Source organism: Bacteroides sp. AF29-11 (assembly GCF_003602895.1).
Classification (GTDB): Bacteria; Bacteroidota; Bacteroidia; order Bacteroidales; family Bacteroidaceae; genus Bacteroides; species Bacteroides uniformis.
In genome coordinates this window covers 176,678-192,438 of the sequence record NZ_QTLY01000006.1, presented here as the reverse complement: position 1 = coordinate 192,438, position 15,761 = coordinate 176,678, and the positions used below count along the sequence as shown (strand labels likewise).

Genomic DNA, 15,761 nt, shown 5'->3' with positions numbered 1-15,761 from the left:
TATGAGTTATTTGCTGGCAGCGGTTTGAATCGGTAGTGCCGGCAAAGGCAATAACTTATAACTCATAACTCATAACTCGTTATAAGGATGAATTACAGAAGACTGACCGAAGATGAAATTCTCCGGTTGAAGAGCCAGTCATGTCTGGCTGATGATTGGGGGAAAGTAACCGTTGCAGAAGAGTTCTCAACGGAATTTGTGCATCATACCCGTTTTTCGGGTGAGGTGTGTTTGGGAGTGTTCCATTCAGAATTTATGTTGCCGGGAGGAATCAGGAAGCATTCCGGTTTGCGGCATGTGACGCTGCATAATGTAACGGTGGGAGATAACTGTTGCATTGAGAATATCCAGAACTACATTGCCAATTATGAAATAGGGCATGACACCTTCATTGAGAATGTGGATATTATTCTGGTAGACGGTGTGTCGAAGTTCGGTAACGGGGTAGAAGTGTCTGTCCTGAATGAGACGGGAGGCCGTGAGGTGCTGATTAATGATAAACTCTCCGCACACCAAGCCTATATTCTGGCGCTTTACCGCCATCGCCCGGAGCTGATTGCACGGATGAAGGAAATCACGGATTTTTATTCCAACAAACATGCTTCTGCTGTAGGAAGCATCGGGAACCATGTAATGATATTGAACACCGGTTCCATAAAGAATGTGCGCATCGGTGATTATTGCCGCATCTGTGGTACATGCCGTCTGTATAACGGAAGCATCAACAGCAACGAGGTGGCGCCGGTACACATCGGGCATGGGGTGATTTGTGATGATTTCATCATCTCTACCGGGTCTCATGTAGATGACGGAGCTATGCTGAGCCGCTGCTTCGTGGGGCAGGCATGCAAGTTGGGACACAACTACTCTGCCTCGGATTCTTTGTTTTTCAGCAACTGTCAGGGAGAGAACGGGGAGGCGTGCGCTATTTTTGCCGGACCTTATACGGTGACACACCATAAATCCACGTTGCTGATTGCCGGTATGTTTTCCTTTATGAATGCCGGTTCGGGGTCCAATCAGAGCAACCATATGTATAAGTTAGGGCCTATCCATCAAGGCACTTTGGAGCGTGGTGCCAAGACGACTTCCGATTCGTACATCTTGTGGCCTGCAAGGGTGGGAGCGTTTTCCTTGGTAATGGGGCGCCATGTCAACCATTCTGATACTTCGAACCTGCCGTTCTCTTACTTGATAGAGCAGAATAATACCACCTACCTTGTACCCGGTGTCAACCTGCGTAGTGTGGGTACCATCCGTGATGCCCAGAAGTGGCCGAAACGTGACGGGCGTACCGACCCGAACAAACTGGATTACATCAACTATAATCTTCTCAGCCCCTACACGGTGCAGAAAATGTTCAAGGGACGGGAGACGTTGCAGAATCTGCGTCATGCCAGTGGCGAGCTTTCGGATATCTATTCTTTCCATAGTGCGAAGATACGTAACTCGGCTTTGGTGAAAGGTATCCGCTTCTATGAAATAGCCATTCATAAGTTCCTCGGAAACTCTGTCATCAAGCGCTTGGAAGGCATTGACTTCCGGAGCAATGAAGAAATACGTGCCCGTTTGAAGCCCGATACTGCCATTGGCAGCGGCGAATGGGTGGATATTTCCGGATTGATAGCCCCAAAGAGTGAGATAGATGCGCTGATAGACGGTATTGAGTCCGGCAAAGTCAATCGCTTGAAGTCTATCAATACCGAGTTTGAGAAGATGCACAACAACTACTATACCTACGAATGGACCTGGGCGTATGAGAAGTTGGAAGAGTTCTATGGTATCAAGCCGGAAGGTATGACGGCAGAAGACGTCATACATATTGTCGAAAAATGGAAAGAAGCAGTAGTTGGCCTCGACCGCATGGTGTATGAGGATGCTAAGAAAGAATTTTCACTGGCTTCCATGACGGGCTTTGGAGCTGACGGCTCACGCTTGGAAAAGGAACTCGATTTTGAGCAGGTACGCGGCGACTTTGAAAGCAATCCGTTTGTAATGGCTGTGCTGAAACACATTGAGGTGAAGACGGCGCTGGGCGATGAACTGATAGGGCGGATGCAGCGGGTGTCAGAAAATTAATTATGATTTGTTGCGTTTTTACTCTAATTAAAGAATTATTTCAATAATAGTTTTTACCTTTGCTCGGTAAAGGCGGTTTTGTGCTGCCTTTGCTACCCGAATCACTTTTAAACATTAAATATACGAGTAATTATGGCAACAACACCTCCGTTCAAGTATCAGCCCATGTTCGAGAAGGGGAAAGATACTACTGAGTATTATCTGCTTACAAAAGATTACGTGTCAGTAAGCGAGTTTGAAGGAAAACCTATCCTGAAGATTGAAAAAGAAGGTTTGACGGCAATGGCCAATGCGGCTTTCCGTGATGTATCGTTCATGTTGCGTCGTTCGCACAACGAGCAGGTTGCTAAGATTCTGAGTGACCCCGAAGCAAGCGATAACGATAAATACGTGGCACTCACCTTCCTGCGCAATGCAGAGGTAGCATCCAAGGGGGTACTTCCTTTCTGCCAGGATACGGGTACGGCAATCATCCACGGCGAAAAGGGACAACAAGTATGGACCGGCTACTGTGATGAAGAAGCTCTCTCACTGGGTGTTTACAAGACTTATACCGAAGAGAACCTGCGCTATTCGCAGAATGCTCCCCTCACCATGTACGATGAGGTGAATACGAAGTGCAACCTTCCCGCACAGATTGACATCGAAGCTACGGAAGGTATGGAGTACGAGTTCCTCTGCGTAACCAAGGGTGGTGGCTCTGCCAACAAGACTTATCTCTACCAGGAGACAAAGGCTATCCTCAACCCCGAAACATTGGTTCCCTTCCTTATCTCAAAAATCAAGACTTTGGGTACGGCAGCTTGTCCTCCCTATCACATCGCATTCGTTATCGGCGGTACTTCTGCCGAAAAGAACTTGCTGACTGTGAAACTGGCTTCCACCCACTTCTACGATAACCTACCCACTACCGGCAATGAGTTCGGCCGCGCTTTCCGCGATGTGGAACTGGAGAAGCTGGTACTGGAAGAAGCTCATAAGATTGGCCTCGGTGCCCAGTTCGGCGGCAAGTATCTGGCTCACGACATCCGCATCATCCGCCTGCCGCGTCACGGTGCGTCCTGCCCCGTGGGTCTGGGTGTTTCCTGCTCTGCCGACCGTAACATCAAGTGTAAAATCAATAAAGAAGGTATCTGGATTGAAAAGCTCGACAGCAATCCGGGTGAACTGATTCCCGAAGAACTCCGTAAGGCCGGTGAAGGCGACGTGGTGAAGATTGACTTGAACCAGCCGATGGCCGATATTCTGAAGGAACTGACCAAGTATCCGGTTTCCACCCGTTTGTCTCTGAATGGAACCATTATCGTAGGCCGTGACATCGCACACGCCAAGCTGAAAGAACGTCTGGACCGTGGCGAAGACCTGCCGCAGTACATCAAAGACCATCCCATCTACTACGCCGGTCCTGCCAAGACTCCTCAAGGCATGGCTTGCGGCTCCATGGGCCCGACTACTGCCGGACGTATGGACCCGTATGTAGACCTCTTCCAAAGCCACGGCGGCAGCATGATTATGCTTGCCAAAGGTAACCGCAGCCAGCAAGTGACAGATGCCTGCCAAAAGTATGGCGGTTTCTACTTGGGCTCTATCGGTGGTCCTGCCGCTATCTTGGCACAGAACAACATCAAGAGCATTGAGTGCGTGGAATATCCCGAACTCGGTATGGAAGCTATCTGGAAGATTGAGGTGGAGAACTTCCCTGCATTCATCTTGGTGGACGATAAGGGCAACGACTTCTTCAAGCAACTGAAGCCCTGGAATTGCAGCAAGTAAAACAGAAGCCTTTTAGAAAGGCATAATATAAGGAAAGCCGTAACGGAGAAAATCTTGTTACGGCTTTTTTGTTTTGTAGAGGAAAACAAAGTGTTTCGCGGCATAGAACACTCTGTTTCATCAAGCAAAACAAACTGTTCCTTTATGTTGAAACAAATTGTTTCAATAGGAAGAAACAAACTGTTCTTTCATGTTGGAACAAAGTGTTCTTCCCTATTGGAACACTCTGTTCTGCCTTGATAAAACAGATTGTTTTCTATAGTAGAATAAAACTGAAACTCGTTTGTTGTCGTATTTTTGTTACATTCTCCTTTTCATTTCTCGGTTAACTTCTTTATCTTTAGCCCTCCAAACAACCAATTTAATAAAACATGGAACCAACTCTTACACGACAAACTCCGGCACAACACGTCGTATGGCTGGATGTGGTACGCCTTGTTGCAATGTTTACAGTAGTTTGCTGCCATTGCACAGACCCTTTTAACTTCTATCCGGGCACATCGCCCGACATTGCGGACATCAAGTTTTGGGGAGCTGTCTACGGTGCGGCGCTCCGTCCTTGCGTACCGCTTTTTGTAATGATTACCGGTGCATTGCTGTTGCCGGTACGGGGTGACGCCTCGGCATTCTACAAGAAACGTATCCCCCGCGTATTCTTTCCTTTCCTCATCTGGTCTGTGATTTACAATCTGTTCCCCTGGATAACGGGACTGCTGGGAGTGGAGCCGAAAGTGATTCTGGATTTCTTCCCTTATTCGGGTGAGGAAGTGATGCGCCAGTCTCTGGCAGTGAGCCTGGGATATATTGCAGAAATGCCTTTTAATTTCTCTCTATTGGATGTACACATGTGGTATATCTATCTGCTGATAGGGCTTTATCTCTATCTTCCGATATTCTCGGCATGGGTGGAGAAGGCCTCGGAACGTGCCAAACTATGGTTTCTTGCAGCATGGGGAGTGACACTGCTGCTGCCTTATTATACCGAGTTTGCCGCTCCGTACCTTTGGGGGACTTGCTCGTGGAACTCGTTCGGTATGCTGTATTACTTTGCCGGTTTTAATGGCTACCTATTGTTGGGCCATTATCTGAGGAACCATAACTGGACGGGCCGGCAACTCTGTGGCATCGGCATTCCCATGTTTGCCATTGGCTATGCCGTAACATTCCTTGGTTTCCGTCGTATGACCTCCTTGCCGGATTTTACGGATGAGATGCTCGAACTCTTCTTCACCTACTGTTCGCTGAATGTAGTAATGATGACCATCCCCGTGTTTATGCTTTGCAAGCGGGCCAATTTCCGTTCGGAGCGCATCAAGAAAGCATTGGCAAACTTGACGCTCTGTGGTTTTGGAGTCTATATGATACACTATTTCTTTACCGGACCGAGCGTAGTCCTGATGCGTGCTATCCATGTTCCTATCTATCTTCAGATACCTTGTGCCGCAGTCGTCGCTTTCTGTACTTCCTGGTTTCTGGTGGCAATGGCATACCGTTGTTTCGGGAAACGGACCAAGTGGGTGCTGGGGTAGTTTGGATGAAAGATTGTTTATCTTTAAAGGAGGAGATTTAGGGCTTATTATCTCCTCCAGATTCTCCACATATAGTAAGCGCAGTGCGTGAATGCGAAAACAAACGAGATAATCAGCAGCACTTTGCTTTCTCCCCATCCCACAGTCTGTTGGTGCCACAGTCCGGTGATGACACAAAGAACGGCAAGGATAAGTCCAATCATGTTCAAGGTCACCTGCCCGTGGCGGGTGTCGCCTCCATGCTCCAGCTTACTGTGCTTCATGCCGTAGCCCACGTAGATGTCCAGACCGATGAGCATCCACAGCACCAGGCGTATCCATGTATCGGCAGGAAGGAACAACATCATGCAAAGGCAAGTAAGAATACCCAGTATGGGGATAAGTGGAACAAGTGGGGTTTTAAAGGAACGGGGCACGTCAGGCATGGTTCTGCGTACTACCAGTACAGCGGCACAGACCAGCGTGAAGGCCATCAGCGTGCCGATGCTTGTCATCTCTCCGGCCAGCCGTGCGGGTACAAAAGCTGCCAGCAGGCCCACAAGTACCATGAAGAGCAGGTTGCTGCGTGCCGGAGTACGGAACTTTTCGTTGATATGCGAGAAGAAAGGAGGCAGCAGCCCGTCATGGCTCATGCTTAGGAATACGCGGCTCTGTCCCAGCAGTGTCACCATGATGACGGAGCAATATCCGAACAGAATGGACAGCACGATGGCACGGTTCAGCCAGGGATAGTCCGGCTGGATGATACCTGCAGCATCAGCCTGCCCCATGTGCTCTATGGCTATGGCAACGGGAGCAATGCCTTGCTGTCCGCTGAAGGCGGTGTAGTGTGCCACTCCCGTCATGACGTGGGCAAAAACCATATAGAGCACGGTGCATACCAGCAAGGAGACCAGAATGCCGATAGGCATGTTCCGCTTCGGGTTCTTCGTCTCTTGGGCGGCTGTGCTCACAGCGTCGAACCCGAGGAAGGCGAAGAATACGATGGCCGCCCCTCGCAGGATGCCGGAGAAGCCATATTCGCCCAGCACGCCCGTATTGGCAGGGATGTAAGGTGTATAGTTGTCGGTATTGATGTATTTCCAGCCGAGTATGACAAAAATCAGTATGACGGAAACCTTCAGGAATACAATGAAGCCGTTGAAGATGGAGCTGCCTTCCGTACCCCGTATCAGGAAGAGGCTCATCAGCACGACGATAAGGAAGGCGGGGATATTTACGACTCCACCATCCCAGGGACAGGCGGTGAGGACTTGCGGTAGATGTATGTCCAGTCCCTCGAGAAAGACGACCAGATAGCGGCTCCAACTGATGCTTACCGTGGTTGCGGCTACGGTGTATTCCAATACCAGGTCCCACCCGATAATCCAGGCGATGAGTTCGCCCATCGTGGCATACGAGTAGGTGTATGCGCTGCCGGCTACGGGTATCATGGATGCAAATTCCGCATAACATAGTCCGGCGAAGCAGCATCCCAGTGCGGCAATGGCAAAGGACAGTGTGATGGCCGGTCCCGTATAGCCTGCCGCCACCGTTCCGGTGATGGAGAATAGACCCGCTCCGATGATGACTCCCACGCCCAGGGCAACAAGGCTCCACGGACCAAGTACACGTTTCAATGTTTTCTTTCCGGAGGCATTCGCCTCCGCTTGCAGTGCCTCGAATGGCTTTCTGATGAATAATCCCATTGTGCTTTAATTCTGATAAATCGGGCGTAAAGGTACGGATTATATTGCTTATTCCATATAGCGCGCTACTTTTCCACTGATTTGCAGTAGGGAGATTTCACATAATTTGGTATCATATTCCGCGGAGAGAATACGTTCTTCTGCATCCAGCAGACTCTTTTGGGCTTCGCGCATCTCGATTCCCGAGAGGTTGCCCAGCATATATCGTTCCATGGCAATCTCGTGGTTCTCCTTGGCAGCCACAAGGTTCTGGCGTTCCAGGTTCAGCATTTGCAGGTTGTTTTGGTAGGCCTGCCATAGGTTGCTGAGGTCGGCGCGCAGGGCCTGCTCCAGTTGCTCCCGTTCCAGGCGAGCATTCTGTACGGCAATGCGGGCATTCTTGCGTTCGCGGCGCCGGTTGCCGTCGAACAGATTGAAGCCGACCGTGACGCCGAAGTTCAGACCGAGGTTGCTGCGGCGGCTGTTGGCAGAGATGTCATACTTGTTGAGGGTGTAGCCGTATCCGCCGTTCATCTTCACGTATGGGTAGTCGCGCGAGCAGACTTTCTTGTAGTCCAGACGGGCCAGGGTATTGTTCTGTTCGGCACGTAGCAGTGAGGCGTTGATGGTGAGGGTGGCGTTCCACAGCTCCTCGAAGTTCAGGGAGGCGGTCACGTTGATGAGGCTGTCTTGTATGATAAACGGCTGGTCTACATCTTTGTTTGCCATGAGTTCGTTCAGCTGGATACGTGAGGTGTGCAGCAGTTCCTGCTGTTTCATGTATTGGGCACTGTCGGCATTGAAGTCCACTTTGGCCTGCTGGTAGTCCAGGCGCGAGAAGTTACCGATGTGGTAACGCTCTTCCACAATGCGCAGGCGCTCTTTGGATAGCGATACGGCATAACGGAAGTTCTTCAAGCGGATTTTCTGCTGCACATAGTTATAGTATTCGGCGGCTATGTTGGCTATCAGGTCCTCGATGGCGATGCGCGTATTGGTCTCGCCTTGGCGTTCCAGCTCCTTGAGCCGTTGGTAGTTGGCGGTAATGTTGAAACCGTCGAAGATGGTCCAGTTCAGGTTGATACCTGCATCGAGAGTTTGGTCAAACACTCCGTTGTCCTTGGTTGTCTCTCCGGTGGCTCGGGCTTTGGTCTCGGTATTGTCTATGGTTCCCTTGTAGCCGGCGGAGAGGTCCAGTGTGGGCAGGTAGCCCGCATTGCCCAGTGTGGCGTTGTTCTTGCTGACCTGCTCTTCATTGCGGATAATGCGCAGGGAGTAGTTGTTCAGCAATCCCTGCTCCAGACAGGACTTCAAGGTGTAGGTAGGCGCAGGCTGTGCATAAAGGCCCAGCGCTGTGCAGGCAGTGGCTATGAAAATTAAAACAATGCGTTTCATTCGGTCTTCAGTTTACTTCGGTTCGTTGATACATAACTATATATGGCAGGCACGATGTACATCGTCAGCAGTGTGGAGATGAGCATGCCGCCTACGACGGCAGTACCCATGGCGATGCGCTGGTTGCAGCCTTCGCCGGTGGCGTAGGCAAGCGGTATCAATCCCAGGATGGTGGAGGCACTCGTCATCAGGATGGGGCGCAGACGTTGCAGGGAGGCGTCCTTGATGGCTCGCATCTTGTCTTCACCCGCTTCCTGCTTCTGATTGGCAAATTCCACAATCAGGATACCGTTCTTTGCCACTAGACCAATCAGCATGATAATACCAATCTGGCTGAATATATTCATCGTAATCCCCCCGAAATACATGAACACCAGTGCGCCGGCAATGGCGAGAGGCACCGTCAACATGATAATCAGCGGGTCCTTGAAGCTTTCGAACTGGGCGGCCAGAATCAGGTAAATCAGCACGATGGCCAGAATGAAGGCGAACATCAGACTGGAGGAACTCTCCCTATACTCTTTGGAGTCTCCGGTCAGTGCGGTGCGGAAGGTCTCGTCCAGCGTCTCCTTGGCAATCTTGTCCATTTCATCCAGACCTTGTCCGATGGTCTTGCCGTCCGCCAGTCCCGCGGAGATGGTGGCAGAAACGAAACGGTTGTAACGGTACAGTTTCGGAGGTGCGATGCCGCCGGTAAGCTCAATCAGGTTGTCCAGCTGTACCATGTTCCCGTTGTCGCTTCGGATATAGATGCCTTTCAGGTCGGCGGGCTTGTTGCGTTGCTGGCGGTTGATTTCGCCTAATATCTCGTATTGCTTTCCGTTCATGTAGAAGTAGCCCATGCGCTGTCCGCTCAAGCCGTATTGCAGGGTTTGGGCAATGTTCTTGGTGCTTACGCCCATGATGCTCGCTTTATCTCGGTTGATGTTGATGCGCGCTTCGGGCTTGCTGAACTTGAGGTTTACGTCTGCCATCTGGAATACTGGATTCTCGTAGACTTTCGTCATGAACTTGGGGAGCACCTCCTGCAATTTCTCGATGTTGGTTGCTTGTAATACATACTGCACGGGCATACCGCCGCGCCGTCCTCCGAAAGAGGAGGACTGCTGTACGAAAGAGCGTGCCATGGTCTTTTTCTGCACTGCCTTCGACAACTTTTCGGCAACTTCCATCTGGGTATAGTCACGGTCTTTCATGTCTTTCAGTGTAATACGTACGTTACCGCTACCACTGGACACACGCGCTGTTACCGCTTCTGCATCCGGGATAATGGAGTCCACCAGATGGTTGATGTCTTCGGTATAGTCGCGGATATACTCGTATGTCACCCCTTCGGCACCCATTGTATTGATGCTGATTTGTGAACGGTCCTCCAATGGAGCCATTTCAGCCGGAATAGTATTCCAGAGGAATCCGATAAGTAGGATGGTGACCACGGTGAAGGGCAAGGCAATCCAGCGCCGTTTCAGGAAGGCGGCCAGTGACTTGCTGTATACCCGGTTCATTCCTTCGAAGAAAGGTTCGGTCTTGCGATAGAACCAGCTTTGCTGTTCGCGCTTCACCAGGAGCTTGGTGGCGAGCATCGGTGTAAAGGTCAGTGCGGCAAACGAAGAGATAACCACCGAACCGGATACCACAATACTGAATTCGCGGAACAGACGTCCCGTCATGCCGTCCATGAATACAATGGGGAAGAACACGGCAACCAGTGTGATGGTGGTGGAGATTACGGCGAAGAATATTTCTTTGGCTCCCTCGATACCCGCTTCTTTGGGTGGCATCCCTTTCTCTATGCGGACGTAGATGTTCTCTGTCATTACAATGGCATCGTCCACCACCAGTCCCACGGCAAGCACCACCGCCAGCATGGAAAGCACATTGATGGAGAAGCCGGCTAGATACATCACGAAGAAAGCGCCGATGAGCGAAACCGGAATCACGATGCACGGTACCAGTGTCACACGCCAATCGCGCAGGAAGAGGAAGATGATAATGATAACAAGCACAAATGCCTCGTATACCGTCTGCTTCACCTCGTTGATGGAGGCACGGATAAACTTGGTATTGTCGAAACCGTAGTTGTAGTGGATGTCTTCGGGCAAGTCTTTCTTCATCTTTTCCATGCGGTCGTATACGGCATTGGCTATTTCTATGTGGTTGGCGCCCGGTTGCGGAATGACTACGATACCCACCATAGGCACACCGTTCATCTTCATATAACTCTTGATGTCGGCAGGACCCAATTCGGCACGTCCTATGTCGCTGAAACGGACGATACGGTTGCCATCCTCTTTCAGGATAAGGTTGTTGAACTCTTCTGCCGTATGCATCAGCCCCAGTGTGCGGATGGTGAGTTCGGTGGTATTTCCTTCGATACTGCCGGAGGGAAGTTCCACATTTTCCTGGTCTACGGCATTCTTCACATCCATGGGGGTGATGCCGTAACCGGACATCTTGATGGGGTCTAGCCAAAGGCGCATGGAGTAGCGTTTCTCTCCCCAGATGCTTACGCTGCTGACATCGGAAATTGTCTGTAGCTGTTCCTTTACGGTGAGGTCGGCAATTTCGCTCAACTCCAATAGCGAGCGTTTGTCACTCTGGAGTGCCACCATCAGGATGGGCATGGCATCGGCATCCGCCTTTGAAACGGTAGGCGGGTCACAGTCACGAGGCAGATAGCGCTGTGCACGCGACACTTTATCACGTACGTCGTTGGCGGCGGTTTCCAGGTCAACGGAAAGCTCAAACTCTACTGTAATGCGTGATGAGCCTTGCTGGCTGACACTGGAGAGGGAGCGTATGCCGGGAATACCGTTGATGTTCTGCTCCAGAGGCTCCGTTATCTGGTTCTCGATGACATCGGCGTTGGCACCCGGATAGGAGCAGGATACTGATATGATGGGATTGTCTACAGACGGGTACTCGCGTACACCCAGATAATTGTAGCCGATGAAGCCAAACAGCAGGATTATCAGGGTAAGTACTGTCGAGAGTACCGGTCGCCGTATACTTAATTCGGATATATTCATTCTTTACAATTGATAATTAACGGTTGATAATTGACAGTTGTCAATTGATATTGTCCAGTGTTACCGGTAGTCCGGTACGGAGTTGCAGGGTTCCCGAGGTGATGATGGTATCTCCTGCCTGCAAGCCTTGCAATACTTGTACTTCCGCTTCCGTACGGATTCCCGTAGTAATCTCTACCGGCTGGGCTTTTCCCGACTTATAGAGGAATATCTTGTCTTTTCCCATTTCCGGCACAATGGCTTCGGACGGTACGGCAAGGGCGTCCTGAATTTCATCCTTGTTCAGCTTGATGCTGGCATAGCGGCCCGGAAGCACAGCTCCGTTGGCATTGGGATAAAGTGCACGGATTGTCAGGGTATGGGTAGTAGGGTCTATCTTTGATTCGCGTGCATAAACCGTGGCGTGGAAGGTATTTAGCTTTCCTTCGAGAGTGAAGTCCAGTCCGGCGCCGGTCTTTACGTCATTGGCATACCGCTCGGGTACGGCAAATTCCACCTTCAACGGCGAAATCTTGGTGAGTTTGGCTACAATGGTTGTAGGGGAAGCGTAAGTACCCACACTGACTTGGCGCAGACCGATGACACCGTCGAAAGGAGCACGCAGCTCAGTTTGTGCGATGTTCGATTCTATCAGGTCAATGTCGGCATTCAGGGTGGCCAGCTCGGTCTTTACTTGTTCGTAGGCTTCTTTACTGACCGCATCCCTTTCCAGCAGGGCGTTCTGGCGAAACACGCGGTCTTCTGCCAACTTTAATTGGGAGACGAGGCGTTGCAATTGTGCTTGCAGCGGCCGGTCATTAACTTTGGCAAGTAATTGTCCTTTCTTGACGAAGCTGCCTTCTTCAAAATTTATCTCTATGATTTTGCCGGATGTCTCGAAAGAAAGGTCCACTTCCTCATCCGGCAGCAGGCTGCCGCTGATTTGTATTTCATCCTTCAGCAGTTGCGGTTTGATTATTTTTGCGTTTATGTTTAGAATTTTCTTACCGCTACGTTGACCGGTCATCACCTTGTCTGCAGCGGCTAATTCTTCATTCTCTTTAGGTAATTGGGAGTAGATTCCTCCTCCAATCAGTCCGGCACCAATCACGATAATGATGCCCCATTTAACTCTCTTATTCATGTTGTAGTATTAGTAGTAATAAAATCAGCCTTAGATTAGACTACGGGAAAAGAGAATAGTTTAAAAGATAAAGAGTTAAAAAGTGTAAGAATATGGATTGGAAAGGTGATAAAATGACAAATCAGTAAGCAGCCCGGTATTTTCCCTCCTCCTTGTCCTCCAGCATGTTCAGATAAGAAGCGTAACGGGATTCGCTGATATAGTGCTTCTCGACAGCCTCGCGTACAGCGCATCCGGGTTCGTGGCGGTGGGTACAGTTGCCGTAACGGCAGTCGGCAGATACCTTGAATATTTCCGGGAAGTAGTGGCCTATCTCTTCTTCTTCCATATCGAATGTTCCGAAACCTTTGATGCCCGGAGTGTCAATGATATATCCGTTGCCCGGAACCGGGAACATTTCTGAGAAGGTAGTGGTGTGCATACCTTTATTATGATAGGCGGATATCTCTCCGGTTTTAATCTCTATATCGGGCAGTATTGCCTTGATGAGTGTCGATTTCCCTACTCCGGAATGTCCGGAAAAGAGGGTTATGCGTCCTTTGAGTTCTTTCTCGATAGTGTCGATGCCTTCCCCTTTTCTGGCAGAAACCTTGAAACAAGGATAGCCGATGGTGGTGTAAAGGTTGATGAGACTGTCCAGATAGTGCAGTTCCTCTTCATTGTAGGCATCCACTTTGTTGAATATAATCTTGACGGGAACACGGTATGCCTCGGCAGAGGCGAGAAAACGGTCTATAAAGGTAGTGGAGGTCTCGGGATAGTTCACCGTCACTATGAGCATGCACTGGTCGAGGTTGGCAGCAAGAATGTGCGATTGCTTGGAAAGGTTGGAGGCGCGGCGGATGATGTAATTCTTCCGGTCCTCTATCTCGCTGATAAAGGCCGTACCTTCTTGGTTCAGTATGATGTTCACATAATCGCCTACAACCACGGGATTAGTGCTTCGTATGCCTTTCAGCCGGAAGTTCCCTTTGATTTTACATTCAATCTCCCTTCCGTCGTCAGTCCGTACCAAGTACCAACTTCCGGTGTTTTTTATAACGAGTCCCCTCAAAATAATTGAAAGTTGAAAGTTGAAAGTTGAAAATGGAAGGTTGAAAGGCTTCTATACTTGGTATATCGGTTTATTTTCAACTTTCCATTTTCCGTTTTCAACTTAATTAAACGGTCATGATTTCTTTATCCTTTGCAGCCAGCATGTCATCAATCTGCTTGATGAACTTGTCGTGAATCTTCTGCAGCTTTTCTTCACCGCCTTTCTGGGCGTCTTCGGCCAGTCCGTCCTTTACGGATTTCTTCAAGGCGTCGATGGCATCACGGCGTGCATTACGTACACTTACCTTGGCAGTTTCTCCTTCTCCCTTACACTGTTTGGCAAGTTGTTTACGGCGTTCTTCCGTCAGTGGCGGGATGCCGATACGGATAATCTCACCATTGTTTTCGGGCATGATGCCGAGACTGGAGTCAATGATGGCCTTTTCAATGACGCGGAACATGCTCTTATCCCATGGCTTGATGGCAATGCTGCGTGCGTCCGGAGTGGTTACTGCTGCCACATTGTTGATAGGAACCATACTTCCATAAGAATCCACACGGATACCGTCCAGCAAACGGATATCGGCTTTTCCGGCGCGGATATGAGCCAGTGCCTCGTCCAGATACATGATGGCCATGTCCATACTTTCTTGCGCTTCGTCTAAGATGTCTTTTACGTCTCTCATATTATTTTCGTTTTGAAATAGCTTTGATTTGAAACTTTGCAAATATAATTATTAAATTGAAAATTGAGAATTAAGAATTAAATAACATTCATTTTTTATTCTCCATTTTCCATTCAATTGTGCACCAGTGTACCGATTTCTTCTCCTTGCATCACTTTTTTCAGATTACCCACTGTGTCCATGTCAAAAACGATGATGGGCAGGTTATTCTCTTTGCACATGCAGGTGGCAGTGAGGTCCATCACTTTCAGACCGCGCTTCAGCACTTCGTCGTAGGTGATGTCGTGGAACTTCGTGGCTGTCGGGTCCTTCTCCGGGTCGGCGGTGTAGATGCCGTCCACACGGGTACCTTTCAGCATGACATCCGCCTCAATCTCGATGCCGCGCAGACTGGAACCGGTATCGGTAGTGAAGAACGGATTGCCTGTACCGGCGGACATGATGACTACTTCGCCTGCTTCCATACATTCGATGGCACGCCATTTATTGTAGAATTCACCGATGGGTTCCATACGTACGGCAGTCAGCACGCGGGCCTTCACGCCGGCAGCTACCAGAGCCGAACTGAGTGCAAGGCTGTTGATGACGGTTGCCAGCATTCCCATCTGGTCGCCTTTCACACGGTCGAACCCTTTGTTGGCACCGCTCAATCCGCGGAAAATGTTTCCACCGCCTATCACGATGCCTATTTGTACTCCCAATTCGTGGATTTCTTTGATTTGAGCTGCGTACTCGGCAAGGCGTTTCTCGTCGATGCCGTATTGCTTTTCACCCATCAGGCTCTCGCCGCTGAGTTTCAATAAGATTCTTTTATAGGTTGCCATAATATATAGTTTTGTTACATTGCTTTGCAGCAAAGATAAAGAATTAAACTGAAAAGTGCAGCAGAATGTGGTAGGATAGTTGCCTAACGCACAGTCTTTAGGAACTCGTCCATGCTGTGATATAACGGAACGCCATAGCGGTTGCAAGTAATCCGCACATTGTCGTAGCGGTAGAAACCGGGTTCACAGATAACGTGCAGTTTGCCCGAACGCATGTGCAGTCCCATCTCCAGCAGGGTGATGGGGGACTTGCTGCTTGCCAGGATATTCATGATTATCAGGTCGGCTTTTTCCAGATGTTCCAGTTCCCAGTTCACTTGATGTTCAAAGTCGGACATTTCGCCGCTGAGTCCCTTGTCCCTTCGGGGATTGTATAGGATGTATTTACCTTGGGGGCGTGCGCGGAACCAGTCGCAGGTTGCCTTTTGCCAGTCTATGCTTTTGCCCATGTCGATGGTGCCTGCCAGGAAAATTCTGGTGTATTCGGCTTCGTTCACTTCGGCTTTGCCTTCATCCGGGTGGAGTACTATAACCTCGGACTGAGCCTGCAGCCCGATAGGAAACAACAGCAGTAAAAGCAGGTAGAGACTTTTCTTCATGGTTGATGATGGTTTTATAGGA

General features: G+C 49.8%; 11 protein-coding genes. 3 read left to right on the top strand and 8 right to left on the bottom strand.

What is annotated here, in order from left to right; translation table 11 throughout:
• The first annotated feature begins 87 nt into the window (after window positions 1-87).
• The 3 genes from DWZ03_RS11775 (at window position 88) to DWZ03_RS11760 (ending at window position 5,381) form a co-directional block, all read left to right on the top strand.
• Window positions 88-2,079: a DUF4954 family protein gene (locus tag DWZ03_RS11775; RefSeq protein WP_165859860.1), complete on the top strand. Its 1,992-nt coding sequence runs from the start codon at window positions 88-90 to the stop codon at window positions 2,077-2,079.
• A 132-nt stretch (window positions 2,080-2,211) separates the two neighbouring features.
• Window positions 2,212-3,852 (top strand): fumarate hydratase, encoded by a 1,641-nt coding sequence (locus DWZ03_RS11770; RefSeq protein ID WP_005824254.1) that lies wholly within the window; start codon window positions 2,212-2,214, stop codon window positions 3,850-3,852.
• A 371-nt stretch (window positions 3,853-4,223) separates the two neighbouring features.
• The gene (locus tag DWZ03_RS11760; protein ID WP_118275136.1) at window positions 4,224-5,381 is read left to right on the top strand and encodes an acyltransferase; all 1,158 of its coding nucleotides are present in this window, start codon (window positions 4,224-4,226) and stop codon (window positions 5,379-5,381) included.
• Window positions 5,382-5,428: 47 nt separating this feature from the next.
• Here the strand turns inward: DWZ03_RS11760 and DWZ03_RS11755 are convergent, their stop codons facing one another.
• The 8 genes from DWZ03_RS11755 to DWZ03_RS11720 form a co-directional block, all read right to left on the bottom strand.
• A complete protein-coding gene (locus DWZ03_RS11755; protein ID WP_044467866.1) occupies window positions 5,429-7,069 on the bottom strand; it encodes an amino acid permease in 1,641 nt (546 codons plus the stop codon).
• A 48-nt stretch (window positions 7,070-7,117) separates the two neighbouring features.
• A complete protein-coding gene (locus DWZ03_RS11750; protein ID WP_117689245.1) occupies window positions 7,118-8,443 on the bottom strand; it encodes a TolC family protein in 1,326 nt (441 codons plus the stop codon).
• Complete coding sequence (locus DWZ03_RS11745) at window positions 8,440-11,472, bottom strand: efflux RND transporter permease subunit (RefSeq protein ID WP_117689244.1); 3,033 nt, start codon at window positions 11,470-11,472, stop codon at window positions 8,440-8,442. The genes DWZ03_RS11750 and DWZ03_RS11745 overlap by 4 nt, the downstream gene beginning before the upstream one ends.
• Window positions 11,473-11,512: 40 nt before the next feature.
• On the bottom strand, window positions 11,513-12,595 hold the full coding sequence (locus DWZ03_RS11740) for an efflux RND transporter periplasmic adaptor subunit (RefSeq protein ID WP_005835084.1): 1,083 nt from the start codon (window positions 12,593-12,595) through the stop codon (window positions 11,513-11,515).
• A 121-nt stretch (window positions 12,596-12,716) separates the two neighbouring features.
• Window positions 12,717-13,649, bottom strand: coding sequence for a ribosome small subunit-dependent GTPase A (gene rsgA / locus DWZ03_RS11735; protein ID WP_120130102.1), 933 nt, complete (start codon window positions 13,647-13,649; stop codon window positions 12,717-12,719).
• A 106-nt stretch (window positions 13,650-13,755) separates the two neighbouring features.
• On the bottom strand, window positions 13,756-14,316 hold the full coding sequence (gene frr / locus DWZ03_RS11730; RefSeq protein WP_005824243.1) for a ribosome recycling factor: 561 nt from the start codon (window positions 14,314-14,316) through the stop codon (window positions 13,756-13,758).
• A gap of 113 nt (window positions 14,317-14,429) precedes the next feature.
• Window positions 14,430-15,140 carry a UMP kinase gene (gene pyrH, locus DWZ03_RS11725; protein ID WP_005835090.1) on the bottom strand — a complete coding sequence of 237 codons (711 nt, stop codon included), beginning with the start codon at window positions 15,138-15,140 and terminating at the stop codon, window positions 14,430-14,432.
• Window positions 15,141-15,223: 83 nt separating this feature from the next.
• Window positions 15,224-15,739, bottom strand: a complete 516-nt coding sequence (locus tag DWZ03_RS11720) for a nucleoside 2-deoxyribosyltransferase domain-containing protein (protein ID WP_005824239.1) — start codon at window positions 15,737-15,739, stop codon at window positions 15,224-15,226.
• Between the last annotated feature and the right edge of the window lie 22 nt (window positions 15,740-15,761).